General features: G+C 66.5%; 12 protein-coding genes and 1 pseudogene. 7 read left to right on the forward strand and 6 right to left on the reverse strand.

Annotation, left to right across the window (positions count from 1 at the left end; all coding sequences use genetic code 11):
* From I71_RS04295 to I71_RS04305, 3 genes are all read left to right on the forward strand, one after another.
* Positions 1 to 1,200 (forward strand): protein-disulfide reductase DsbD (locus I71_RS04295; RefSeq protein WP_042691107.1); only part of this gene is annotated, 1,200 nt, incomplete at its 5' end.
* Between the two features lie 89 nt (positions 1,201 to 1,289).
* Positions 1,290 to 1,640, forward strand: a complete 351-nt coding sequence (locus tag I71_RS04300) for a zinc ribbon domain-containing protein YjdM (protein ID WP_042691109.1) — start codon at positions 1,290 to 1,292, stop codon at positions 1,638 to 1,640.
* A 243-nt stretch (positions 1,641 to 1,883) separates the two neighbouring features.
* Entirely contained in the window at positions 1,884 to 2,381 is a 498-nt protein-coding gene (locus I71_RS04305) for a peroxiredoxin (RefSeq protein WP_042691111.1), read from the forward strand.
* A gap of 39 nt (positions 2,382 to 2,420) precedes the next feature.
* Here I71_RS04305 and rnhA read toward each other — a convergent pair whose 3' ends face one another.
* The 4 genes from rnhA to cysQ are packed head-to-tail and all read right to left on the reverse strand — an operon-like array spanning position 2,421 to position 5,497.
* Positions 2,421 to 2,897 carry a ribonuclease HI gene (gene rnhA / locus I71_RS04310; protein ID WP_042691113.1) on the reverse strand — a complete coding sequence of 159 codons (477 nt, stop codon included), beginning with the start codon at positions 2,895 to 2,897 and terminating at the stop codon, positions 2,421 to 2,423.
* Positions 2,894 to 3,877, reverse strand: coding sequence for a homoserine kinase (locus tag I71_RS04315; RefSeq protein WP_042691115.1), 984 nt, complete (start codon positions 3,875 to 3,877; stop codon positions 2,894 to 2,896). The genes rnhA and I71_RS04315 overlap by 4 nt, the downstream gene beginning before the upstream one ends.
* 13 nt (positions 3,878 to 3,890) lie before the next feature.
* Positions 3,891 to 4,724 (reverse strand): ferritin-like domain-containing protein, encoded by an 834-nt coding sequence (locus I71_RS04320; protein WP_042691117.1) that lies wholly within the window; start codon positions 4,722 to 4,724, stop codon positions 3,891 to 3,893.
* Positions 4,721 to 5,497, reverse strand: coding sequence for a 3'(2'),5'-bisphosphate nucleotidase CysQ (gene cysQ, locus I71_RS04325; protein WP_042691119.1), 777 nt, complete (start codon positions 5,495 to 5,497; stop codon positions 4,721 to 4,723). The genes I71_RS04320 and cysQ overlap by 4 nt, the downstream gene beginning before the upstream one ends.
* 159 nt (positions 5,498 to 5,656) lie before the next feature.
* Here cysQ and I71_RS04330 point away from each other — a divergent pair, with 159 nt between their 5' ends.
* Positions 5,657 to 6,142: a GNAT family N-acetyltransferase gene (locus tag I71_RS04330; RefSeq protein ID WP_244433625.1), complete on the forward strand. Its 486-nt coding sequence runs from the start codon at positions 5,657 to 5,659 to the stop codon at positions 6,140 to 6,142.
* Here the strand turns inward: I71_RS04330 and I71_RS04335 are convergent.
* Both I71_RS04335 and I71_RS04340 read right to left on the reverse strand, forming a co-directional pair.
* Positions 6,139 to 6,900 carry an EAL domain-containing protein gene (locus tag I71_RS04335; RefSeq protein ID WP_042691123.1) on the reverse strand — a complete coding sequence of 254 codons (762 nt, stop codon included), beginning with the start codon at positions 6,898 to 6,900 and terminating at the stop codon, positions 6,139 to 6,141. The genes I71_RS04330 and I71_RS04335 overlap by 4 nt on opposite strands.
* Positions 6,901 to 7,009: 109 nt before the next feature.
* Complete coding sequence (locus I71_RS04340; RefSeq protein WP_042691125.1) at positions 7,010 to 9,343, reverse strand: xanthine dehydrogenase family protein molybdopterin-binding subunit; 2,334 nt, start codon at positions 9,341 to 9,343, stop codon at positions 7,010 to 7,012.
* A 201-nt stretch (positions 9,344 to 9,544) separates the two neighbouring features.
* On the opposite strand from I71_RS04340, the gene I71_RS04345 reads away from it, so the two are divergent.
* The 3 genes and pseudogenes from I71_RS04345 to I71_RS04355 form a co-directional block, all read left to right on the forward strand.
* Positions 9,545 to 10,261: an SOS response-associated peptidase gene (locus I71_RS04345; RefSeq protein ID WP_083896964.1), complete on the forward strand. Its 717-nt coding sequence runs from the start codon at positions 9,545 to 9,547 to the stop codon at positions 10,259 to 10,261.
* Positions 10,239 to 10,802 carry a thermonuclease family protein gene (locus I71_RS04350; protein WP_042691129.1) on the forward strand — a complete coding sequence of 188 codons (564 nt, stop codon included), beginning with the start codon at positions 10,239 to 10,241 and terminating at the stop codon, positions 10,800 to 10,802. Before I71_RS04345 ends, I71_RS04350 begins: the two co-directional genes overlap by 23 nt.
* 198 nt (positions 10,803 to 11,000) lie before the next feature.
* A pseudogene (locus tag I71_RS04355) lies at positions 11,001 to 11,221 on the forward strand (regulator); the annotation flags it as partial.

Below are 11,221 nucleotides of genomic sequence, written 5' to 3' on the forward strand. Positions count from 1 at the left end.
CTGGGAGTGGCGCTGCTGGGCGGGCTGATCCTGAACCTGATGCCCTGCGTGCTGCCGGTGCTGTCGCTGAAACTGATGTCGGTGGTCAAGCAGGGCGGACGGGCACCGGCGGCGGTGCGTGCTGGATTCCTGGCGAGTGCAGCCGGCATCCTGACCTCCTTCCTGCTGATGGCGTCGGTGCTGGTCGCCGTCAAGGCGGCGGGCGGGGCGGTCGGCTGGGGCATCCAGTTCCAGCAACCGCTGTTCCTGGTCTTCATGGTCGTGCTGGTCACGCTGTTCTCCGCCAACCTGTGGGGACTGTTCGAGGTGCCTCTGCCGCGGGCTTTGGCCGACCGTCTGGGCGGTGAAGGGTTGGCTGGGCCGTTCGCGACCGGCATGTTTGCCACCCTGCTTGCCACCCCTTGTTCCGCGCCCTTCCTCGGCACCGCGGTGGGGTTTGCCCTGTCCAAGGGGCCGGTGGAGATCTATGCGATCTTCGCGACGCTGGGCGTCGGGCTGGCACTGCCCTATCTGGCGGTTGCGGCTTGGCCGCGGGTGGCGGGATGGCTGCCCCGTCCAGGGCGCTGGATGGCGTCGTTGAAGATGGTGCTGGGATGCGCGTTGATGCTGACGGCGCTTTGGCTGCTGTCGGTGCTGATCGCGCAGATCGGTGAGGTGGCCGCCGCGACCGTCGGGCTCCTGATGGCGGCACTGGTTCTGGCACTGTGGGTTGGGCGGAGCGCGCGCGGCGCGGCGCGGACCGCAGGGCCGGCGCTGGCGGGTGCGCTGGCGGTCGCCGCCTTCGCCATGCCGGCGGTGATCGGGCCGTCCGCCGGGGCGGCACCCGTCGTCAACGACTCCAAGGCGCGTTGGGTGCCCTTCGTAGAATCGACCATCCGCGAGCATGTCGCGGCCGGCCGCACCGTCTTCGTCGACGTGACCGCCGACTGGTGCATCACCTGTCAGGCCAACAAGAAGCTGGTGCTGAACCGTGGCGAGGTCGCCCAGCGCATGGACGACCCGAAGCTGGTGGCGATGCGCGCCGATTGGACCCGGCCGGACGCGGCAATCGCGAAGTTCCTGTCCGACCATGGCCGCTACGGCATTCCCTTCAACATCGTCTACGGTCCCGGCGCGCCGGAGGGCATCGCCCTGCCGGAACTGCTCAGTGACAGCACGGTGCTGGAGGCGTTGGAAAAGGCGGCGGGCAAGTCGTCCTGACGGCGATTCGGAAAAGGCCTGTGGCCGTTGCGGCTATTCTGCGGTAACAGGGCGGCTCCGGGAGCTTCTCCCGTGCCACGAGGACGATGATGGACGATCAGATCAACTGCCCGCAGTGCAACTCCGAAAACGCCTACAATGACGGCAGCTTGTGGAACTGCCCCGACTGCGGGCATGAATGGAATCCCGACACCGCTGCCGCCGCGGATGCCGAAGCCGGGCAGGGCGTGCGCGATGCCAACGGCAATCCGCTGGCCGATGGCGACAGCGTCACCGTCATCAAGGATCTGAAGGTCAAGGGATCGTCGCTGGTGGTCAAGGGCGGGACCAAGGTGAAGAACATCCGTCTGGTCGATGGGGCCGACGGGCACAACATCGCCTGCAAGATCGACGGCATCGGCGCCATGAACCTGAAGTCGGAGTTCGTGAAGAAGGCGTGATGTCGGTTGTGCCGTCCGGTCAGCCGCGCCTTGCGGCACCACGCCGCGAGGGATAGAGTGTGATCGTTTCAAGCGGTATCGCTTGAAACGTAAATCACACGAAAAACCAAAAGCTTAGTGTCTGTCTGGTGCTTCAATAAGCACCAGACAGACTCTAGAAGGGATGCAGGGCCGGGCTCCGCAACGAAAGTCCGGCCGGACCCGAAAACGGGCCAAATCCAAAAACCGGAAGGGTTAGAGACGATGAGCAATCAGGTTGCGAGCATCCAGGTTGGCGACACCATTCCGTCCGTCACGCTGAAGTGGCTGACCGACAATGGCATGCAGGAAGTGACCACCGACGAGCTGTTCAAGGGCAAGAAGGTCGTTCTGTTCTCCGTTCCCGGCGCCTTCACCCCGACCTGCTCCGCCAAGCACCTGCCGGGCTTCGTCCAGCAGGCCGATGCGCTGAAGGCCAAGGGCGTCGACGGCATCATCTGCCTGGCGGTCAACGACCCGTTCGTGATGCGTGCCTGGGGTGACAAGGGTGGTGTCGGCGACAAGGTCGCGATGCTGCCGGACGGCAACGCCACCTTCACCACGGCTCTCGGCCTGACCATGGACGGCTCCGGCTATGGCCTGGGCACCCGCGGCCAGCGCTTCGCCCTGGTGGCGGAAGACGGCAAGGTCACCCACGTCGCCGTCGAGGCCCCCGGCAAGTTCGAGGTGTCGTCGGCCGAAGCGGTTCTGGAAGCGCTGTAAGGGTGATAGTCCCTCTCCCCTCCGGGAGAGGGACTCTCCTCATTCCCGCGCCCGCACGTCGGCAACGCCGCGCCGTGCCAGTTCGTCGGCGCGTTCGTTTTCCGGGTGACCGGCGTGACCGCGGACCCAGTGGAACTCGATCTGGTGCTGCCGCTTCGCCTCTTCCAGGCGTTGCCAGAAGTCGACGTTCTTCACCGGCTTCCTGTCGGCGGTCACCCAGCCCTTGGCCTTCCAGCCATGGATCCATTTGGTGATGCCGTTCTTCACATACTCGCTGTCGGTGAAGAGGCGGACCGCCACCGGCTTCTTCAACGCCTCCAGCGCCATGATGGCCGCCATCAGCTCCATGCGGTTGTTGGTGGTCGCCGGCTCGCCGCCGTAAAGCTCCTTCTCCACCTCGCCATAGCGCAGAATCGCACCCCAGCCGCCAGGGCCGGGATTTCCGCTGCAGGCGCCGTCGGTGAAGATGTCGACCGTTTTCCCGCGGGGGCCGGCCTGGGTGGAATCGTCGCTCATTGCCCGCCCGCGTCGGTATCGTCCAGGAAATAATCGCCGAGGCCGCGAACCGACTGGTGGAAGCGCAGCTTGCGCAGATATTCCAGCGGATCCTTCGGCCGCACGAAGGCGCCCGGCGGGTGGTTCAGCCAGTCATACAGCCGGGTCAGCAGGAAACGCACGGCGCTGCCGCGGCAGAGCCAGGGCAGGGCGCCCAGTTCTTCCCGCGACAGTGGCCTGACCTTGCGGTAGTTGGACAGCAGGAGCCGCGCCTTGGTGGCATTGAACGAGCCGTCGATCTCGAAGCACCAAGCGTTGATGCAGATCGCAACGTCATAGACGAAGAAGTCGTTGCAGGCGAAATAGAAGTCGATCAGGCCGGACAGGCTCTCGCCGCGGAAGAACACATTGTCCGGGAACAGGTCGGCATGGATGACTCCCGCCGGCAGTCCAACCGGCCAATTGGCATCCAGTGCCGCCAGTTCCGAGTCCAGGGTCGCGCGCAGGCCCGGCGCCACCTCGTCTGCACGGTCCGCGGACTTGGCGAACAGCTCCTTCCAGCCGGGCAGGGCCAAGGCGTTCGGTCGTTCCAGGCGGAAATCGCCGACGGCCAGATGCAGGCGGGCCAGCGCCTCGCCCAGTTGGGCGCAATGCTGCGGCATGATCCGGCGCGGCCACATGCCGGCCAGGAAGGTGACGATCACCGCCGGGCGGCCACACAGTTCGCGCAGAGCCATGCCGTCGCGCCCCGCCACCGGCAGCGGACAGGCGATGCCCTTCTCCGCCAGATGCTCCATCAGGCCGAGGAAGAAGGGCAGATCCTCCTTCCGCGTGCGCTTCTCATAGAGCGTCAGGATGTAGGGTCCGCGTTCGGTCACCAGCAGGAAGTTGGAATTCTCCACCCCCTCCGCGATGCCCTTGCACGACAGCACCGCGCCCAGATCGTACTGGGCGGCGAAGGTGCTGAGATCCTCGTCGGTGACTTCGGTGTATACAGCCATGATGTCCAGCGCCTTACCGGGTTTCCGGCCTGCGGTCAATTTCGGGAGTGATCGGTTCGTAATATTCCGGGCCGAAGCCGGCCAGCTGCCGGCTGGCGGTGTTGAAGGGGCGCTTCAGGCCGCCGCGGAAATGGCGGCCGACCAGCTCCTGCCAGAGGGCGACCGGCTCTGCCCCGCGTTCGGCACAGAGATGGACGAACCAGCGCCGGCCGGCGGCGACATGGCTGATTTCCTCGTCATGGATGGTTTGCAGCAGGTCGGCGCTCTCCGTGTCGCCGAAATCGCGCAGGCGGCGCACGGTTTCGGGCGTGACGTCGAGGCCGCGGGCCTCCAGCACCATCGGCACCACCGCCAGCCGGGCAGCGAGGTCATGCGCGGTCTCCGTCGCCGCCTGCCACAGCCCATCATGGGCCGGCAGGTCGCCGTAGGAGGAGCCCAGCGCGTTCAGCCGGGCTTCCAGCATCTGGAAATGCCGCGCCTCATCGTCGGCCACCTGGATCCAGTCGTCGGTGAAGCCCTTCGGCAGGCCAAGGGATGCGAATCGGGCGACGATGTCCCAGGCGAGGTCGATGGCGTTCAGTTCAATGTGCGCCAGCGCATGCAGCAGGGCGATGCGGTTCTGCGCGCTGCCGCCGCGCCCGCGCTTGGGCATGTCGCGCGGCAGCTTCAGCTCCGGCCGCTCCGGACGGGCAGGGCGGTCGGGCGGCGGGATGGGCACGTCGGGTGACAGCAGGCCGTCGCGCCAGGCTGCAGCGTGCAGACGGGTCAGGCGCACTTTCTCCAGCGGAGCCGCGGTCGTCAGGACCGCGGTCGCCGCGTCGCCCAGGCACGATAGGGACGAGGTCATTTCCAGCCGTAGGCGATGAAGTGCGGGTTCAGGATATCGTCCTTGCCATAGACGACCGGCGAGCCGTCCGGCTGTTCCACCCGGCCGCCGGCGCCGATCAGCACCGCATGGCCGGCGGCGGTGTCCCACTCGCTGGTCGGTCCGAAGCGCGGGTAGAGATCGGCCTTGCCGCTTGCCACCGTGCAGAATTTCAGCGAGCTGCCGCAGGATACCCGGTCCTTGACCGCATAATTGCCGAGGAACTCCTCCAGCACCGATCCGCTGCCGTGCGACCGGCTGGCGACGACGGTCAGCCCGTCTGATGGCGGATTGCGGACGGTGATGGCGTGGTCATGGCGCCCCTCCGCGCAGTGTACGGCGGTGCCGGGACCGGCTGCGGCGTACATGTCGCCGGTCGCCGGGGCATAGACGACGCCCAGTACAGGGGCGCCATTCTCGATGAGCGCGATGTTCACCGTGAACTCGCCGTTGCGGGAGATGAATTCCTTGGTGCCGTCGAGCGGGTCGACCAGCCAGAAACGGCCGCCGGAGATGTCGGGCTTGTCGCCGGCGGCCATCGCCTCTTCCGCGACGACGGGGATGCCGGGCAGCAGATGGTGCAGCGCCGGGACGATCACCGCCTCCGCCGCCTGATCCGCCTGGGTCACCGGGCTGCCGTCGACCTTGGTGGCAACGTCGATGCCGTCATTGTAGAAGCGCAGGATGACCTGACCGGCTTCATGGGCGATCGTGCGGACCGACGGCAGCAGGCTCGCCACAGCGGCATCGGGCATGGGGTGCTCTCCCTATGGTATGAGGAGTCAGCATACCGTGCCCGACGGCGGGCCGGAAGCTCTTGAACGGGTGCGGAACGGAGAAGGCGGATGACAGCCGGGTTACAGCCGGAGGGTGGGCAGATGACGGGAGGCGGCGCATCGGCCCTATGGCGTGCTATGACCGCGGACGATCTGGACAAGGTTCTCGCCATCGCGGACGTCGTGCATCCGGCCTATCCGGAGGAGCGCAGCGTCTTCGAGGAGAGGCTGGCGCTTTACCCTGCCGGCTGCCGGGTGGCGGAATGCCGCGGTGAGGTCATCGGCTATGGCGTCATGCATCCGGGCAAGCTGGGTGTGCCGCCGCCGCTGGATTCGCCGCTGGGTGGCTTGCCGGCCGATGCGGATTGCCTTTACCTGCACGACATTGCCCTGCTGCCGGAGGCGCGCGGTACCGGGCTGGGGGCTGCGGTGCTGCACCATGCGCATCGGTTGGCAGCGGGGGAGGGCTGGCGGTGGCTGGCCTTGACCTCGACCCCGAACGCTCGGAGCTATTGGGACCGGGTCGGCTTCACGCCCTACCGGGACGGGGGAGCGGCACTGGAGGCCAAGCTGGCGAGCTATGGCGGAGGAATGAGTTACATGACCGCGCCGGTCCAGGCTTAAGCCGCCAGCATCGCCAGTTCGGGATCGGTCACCACCGCTTCGAAGGCCGGCTTGGCGAACAGGTAGCCCTGCATCAAGGTGACACCCAGGTCGCGCAGGGCCTTGGCCTCATCGACGGTCTCGATGCCTTCGGCGATGGGGGTGATGGCGAGATCCTCGCACACCGTCATGATTGCCTTGACGATGCTGCGCCGTGCCCGTTCGGTGTCGATGTTGCGGGTCAGCTCCATATCCAGCTTGATGATGTCGGGCTGGAACTCGGCCAGCAGATTCAAACCTGAATAACCGGAGCCGAAATCGTCGATGGCGGTCAGGAAGCCTTGGCGCCTGTACTCGTTGAAGATGCTCTTCAGGTGGTCGTGATCCACCACCCGCTCGTTTTCCGTCACCTCGAAGATGATGCGCTCAGTGGGAAAGCCGCAGCGCCGGGCGGCGGCCAAGGTCGCCCGGATGCAGGTCTCCGCCTTGTAGACGGCGTTGGGCAGGAAGTTGATCGACAGGCGGGCACCATTCATCGGCAGGCTTGAGGCCAGTTCGATCGCCTTGATGCGGCAGGTCTGGTCGAAGGCGTAGCGGGTGGACTCGGTCACCTGACCGAGGACCCAGCCGGCACCCTGCCCCTGAATGCCACGCACCAGCGCTTCATGTGCCCAGACGCCGCCGTTGGCGATATCGACGATGGGCTGGAACGCCATCGTGAAGTCCAGATCGAGGCGGTCCGCACACTGACCACCGCACCCACCGTCGCCGAACGCCATGCCTTACCCCTGTCGGATCCAAAGCCCCACCTTCAGGTAAGGAACAATGCCACGGATTTCATCCGACGGAGGTGTGGCAAGAGCCACACCTTCCGATTAGGGCTTTCCCTTATTCCGCCGCCAGCCGCGTTTCGGCATCGCGAATTGCCGTCCATACGGATTGTGGCGTTGCCGGCATGTCGATGTGGGTGATGCCGAGGTCGGACAGCGCATCGACCACCGCATTGATGATGGCCGGCGGAGCGCCAATGGCTCCAGCCTCGCCGGCACCCTTCATGCCCAGCATGTTGGTGGTGCTGGGCACGCTGTTCAGCTTCACCTCGATGGTCGGCATGTCGACCGCGCGCGGCATCTGGTAGTCCATGAAGGAACCGGACAGCAGCTGGCCGCTGTCGGGGTCGAACACCACGCGCTCCTGCAGGGCCTGTCCCAACCCTTGGGCGACGCCGCCGTGGATCTGGCCGATCACCAGCATTGGGTTGATGACCGTGCCGAAATCGTCGACGACGCTGTAGCGCAGGACCTCGACGATGCCGGTGGCGGGATCGATCTCGACCTCGGCGATGTGGCAGCCGTTGGGGAAGGTGCTGGCCGGCGGCGTCCAGCGCGCCATTTCGGAGAAGGCGATCCCGCTGCCTCCCTCTGCCGCCTTGGCCGCCACCTCCTTCAACGACACCGATCGGTCGGTGCCCACGATGGTGAAGCGGCCCTCGGCGAACTCCACATCCACCTCGGCGGTTTCCAGCAGGTCGGCGGCAATGCCCGTCGCGGCCTTGACCACCTTGGCAGCCCCCTCCGCCAGCGCCGAGCCGCCGACCGGGACGGAGCGGGAGCCGCCGGTGCCGGAGCCCCAGCTGACACGGTCGGTGTCGCCCTGCACCACCTCCACATCCTCCGGCGGGACGCCCAGACGGTCGGCGAGGATTTGCTTGTAGGCGGTCTCGTGGCCCTGGCCGTTGGTCTGGGTGCCGATCATCAGCACAACCTTGCCGTCGCCATTGACCTGGACGGTCGCCTGCTCCGGCCCGCCGCCCGAACAGGCTTCGATATAGGTGGAGAGACCGGCGCCGCGCAGCTTGCCACGGGCCTTTGCCTGGATCTTGCGGGCGGGCAGGCCGGCCATGTCGGCGAGGATCAGGCCGTCTTCCAGATTCTGGACGAACGCGCCGGTGTCATAGACCTGTCCCATCGGCGTGGCGTAGGGCATGGCGCTGGCCGGGATGAAGTTGCGCCGCCGGATCTCCGCCGGGCCGAGGCCGGTGACGCGGCCGGCATGGTCGATCAGACGTTCCAGCAGATAGGCCGCTTCCGGCCGGCCGGCACCGCGATAGGCGTCCACCGGCTGGGTGTTGGTGAAGACGCCCTTCACCCGGACATAGACGGCCGGCGTCCTGTAGGAACCGACCAGCATCGCCGATCCGGCATCGGTGGGGATGAAGGGACCGTAGTTGGACAGGTACGCGCCGAGATTGGCGACGGTGTCGACCCGCAGACCCAGGAAATGACCGTCGGCATCCAGCGCCAGCCGCGCCTTGCTGACATGGTCGCGGCCGTGGTCGTCACTGATGAAGCCTTCGATGCGGTCGGCCGCCCATTTCACCGCGCGGTTCAGCCGGCGGGCGGCGAACAGGCAGGCGACATATTCCGGATAGTTGAAGAGCTTCATGCCGAAGCCGCCGCCGACATCGGTGGTCAGCACGCGGATGCGCGATTCGGGTTCGTTCAGGATCTTGGCGAACTGCTTCTGCAGGCCGTGGACGCCCTGGCTGGTGACGTAGATCAGCAGGCGGCCGGGGCCGCCATCGGCGCCCGATTCGACACCGGCGACGCAGGCGCGGCCTTCCATCGGGTTGGCGACGACGCGGTTGTTGACCAGTTCCAGTTCCACGACGCGGTGGGCGCCGGCCAGCGCCGTCTCCACCGCCGCCTCGTCACCGGTATCCCAGTCGAAGCAGAGGTTGTTCGGCGCCTCGTCCCACACCAGAGGCCGGCCGGGTTCCAGCGCCTCCAGCGCGCCGGTGACGGGCTGGCGATCCTCGTAATCGACCATCACCAATTCGGGCGCCTCGCGCGCGGCTTCCAGCGTTTCCGCCACCACCATGGCGACCGGATCACCGACATGGCGGGCGAGGCCGCGGGCCAGGGCCGGGCGCGGCGTCTTGACGTAGGGGGAACCGTCGCGCTGCTTCAACGCCGCCTGGCAGGGGATCATGCCGATCTTCTCGGCGTCGAGGTCGGCGACCGTGTAGACCGCCAGCACGCCGGGCTGGGCCAGTGCTTCCGACGCATCGATCGCGCCGATGGCGGCGAAGGCGTGGGGCGAGCGGACGAAAGCCGCAAATGCCTGTCCTGGAAGAGACACGTCGTCGGTATAGCGGCCGCCGCCGGTCAGCAGCCGGGCGTCTTCGGTGCGAGGAACCGCCTGTCCGATGCCGAACTTCATGGGTGAACTCCCGCCTTCCGGTTCGATGCGATTGTTGTGCTTCGCGAAGATAGGCTGGCTTGGGCGTCAGGGAAACCCCGACGGGCGGAATGGGTGACGGTTGTCCGCTGCAAGGATTGTTGGTGGAACGGACTTGCGCGCGGTGAATGCGGCTGGCGCATCGGCCATGCGGAGCCCATATTGCAGGGTATGTGTGGACGTATGCTTCTCACCACCCCGATCAATGAGATCGAGCGCCTGTTCGGTGTTCCGGAGCGGCCGAACCTGATGCCGCGGTGGAACGTGGCCCCGACCCAGGACATCCCCGTCATCCGCAGGGAGGAGGACGGCCGCCATCTGGCGATGGTCCGCTGGGGGCTGGTGCCGCCCTGGGCCGACGATCCGGCCATCGGCAGCCGGATGATCAACGCGCGTGGGGAATCGGTGGCCGACAAGCCGGCCTTCCGCGGTGCTTTCCGCAAGCGCCGCTGCCTGATTCCACTGGACGGGTTCTATGAATGGATCAGCGTGGGGGAGGGGGCGAAGCCGCGCAAGCAGGGCCATGTCATCCGCCGCCGTGACCGCGGCCTGTTCGCGCTGGCCGGGCTTTGGGAGCGCTGGCAGAAGGGCGCGCCGCCGCTGGAGACGGCGACGGTCGTGACGACGGCGGCCAACGCCACGCTGTCCTTCCTGCACGACCGCATGCCCGTGGTGTTGGACCCCGCCAATTGGGATGCGTGGCTGGACCCGGCGACTCCTCTGCCAGTGGTGGAGGGGCTGATCCGCTCGGCACCGGAGGAGTGGCTGGACGTGGTGCCGGTGGGACCGACGGTGAACAACGTCCGCAACGACGATTGCAGCTGCCTCGATCCACCGCAGGAGACTGTGGCGGCCAAAGCGAAGGGTAAGCGGGGCGATGACCAGCCGAGCCTGTTTTGAGACAACATGCAGGGCGATTCTGGTCCTTGCTGCGCTCGTCCTCGCCGGTCCGGCCGCGGCACAGACCAACCAGTCCGCCAAAAGCCGAGGTCCCATCGCCAACACGCCCGACCAGACCATCAAGGGCTCCGCCATGGCGGTGGAGGGCGACCTGTTGACCATCAACGGAACGGCGGTCCGGCTGATGGGGATCGACGCCCCGGATCCCGGGCAGAAATGCAAGAACCGTTACGGGCACGAACTGGATTGCTTCAAGGTCGCCACCGCGGTGCTCGCCAATATGGTCAAGGGCGAGGAGGTGACCTGCACCATCACCGAACAGGACCGCACCGGTGAAAAGAAGGGCGAGTGCCGCGTGCGCGGTGTCGATCTCGGGGCGGCGATGGTGGCGCGCGGCTGGGCCTTTCAATATGCCAGCTTGTCGCCGGCCTATCAGAAGAGCGAGGCCTATGCTCAGAGCAAAAGGCTGGGACTGTGGGCCGGACAGGTGGAAAAGCCCTGGCAATGGCGCAGCAGGCAAATCCGCCAGACCGCGAAATGATGTCGGAGGTCCGGATCTGATCGTAGGGGGGCGTCCGTTGGCGATCCACACCCCCATTTCCCATTCGACCGGCTCTCCGGGCGTGGTAGGATTCAGAACGGATGATGTAGTGTTCCAGGGCTTGCGTCCCCTTAGGTTCCGGCGGGATTGGCGCGTTTTTGGAGAGCGGCTACTCCCGGTGGGAGCGGAGTTACGGGCATGCTCGTTTACGAATGTGAGTTGTTTGAGGTGGTTCCGGTCCTGCGGCGTTACGCGCGGGCGCTCACCGGCGCCACCGACCGCGGTGATGCCCTGGTGACCCGCTGCGTCGAGGCGGCAACGATGGCTCCCTCCCGGTTTGGATTGGACCGTGGCAGCGATGGCGCCCGGCTGTCGCTCTATGCCCTGCTGAATCTGCTGTTCGACAGGCTGGAAGAGTT

The organism is Azospirillum sp. B506 (genome assembly GCF_000333595.1).
GTDB lineage: Bacteria > Pseudomonadota > Alphaproteobacteria > Azospirillales > Azospirillaceae > Azospirillum.

What these genes read in the sequence shown, in the direction of transcription:
- I71_RS04300 (WP_042691109.1), top strand. Translation starts at nt 1,290, where the DNA reads ATGGACGATCAGATCAACTGCCCGCAGTGCAACTCCGAAAACGCCTAC.
- I71_RS04305 (WP_042691111.1), top strand. Translation starts at nt 1,884, where the DNA reads ATGAGCAATCAGGTTGCGAGCATCCAGGTTGGCGACACCATTCCGTCC.
- rnhA (WP_042691113.1), bottom strand. Translation starts at nt 2,897, where the DNA reads ATGAGCGACGATTCCACCCAGGCCGGCCCCCGCGGGAAAACGGTCGAC.
- I71_RS04315 (WP_042691115.1), bottom strand. Translation starts at nt 3,877, where the DNA reads ATGGCTGTATACACCGAAGTCACCGACGAGGATCTCAGCACCTTCGCC.
- I71_RS04320 (WP_042691117.1), bottom strand. Translation starts at nt 4,724, where the DNA reads ATGACCTCGTCCCTATCGTGCCTGGGCGACGCGGCGACCGCGGTCCTG.
- cysQ (WP_042691119.1), bottom strand. Translation starts at nt 5,497, where the DNA reads ATGCCCGATGCCGCTGTGGCGAGCCTGCTGCCGTCGGTCCGCACGATC.
- I71_RS04330 (WP_244433625.1), top strand. Translation starts at nt 5,657, where the DNA reads ATGACCGCGGACGATCTGGACAAGGTTCTCGCCATCGCGGACGTCGTG.
- I71_RS04335 (WP_042691123.1), bottom strand. Translation starts at nt 6,900, where the DNA reads ATGGCGTTCGGCGACGGTGGGTGCGGTGGTCAGTGTGCGGACCGCCTC.
- I71_RS04340 (WP_042691125.1), bottom strand. Translation starts at nt 9,343, where the DNA reads ATGAAGTTCGGCATCGGACAGGCGGTTCCTCGCACCGAAGACGCCCGG.
- I71_RS04345 (WP_083896964.1), top strand. Translation starts at nt 9,545, where the DNA reads ATGCTTCTCACCACCCCGATCAATGAGATCGAGCGCCTGTTCGGTGTT.
- I71_RS04350 (WP_042691129.1), top strand. Translation starts at nt 10,239, where the DNA reads ATGACCAGCCGAGCCTGTTTTGAGACAACATGCAGGGCGATTCTGGTC.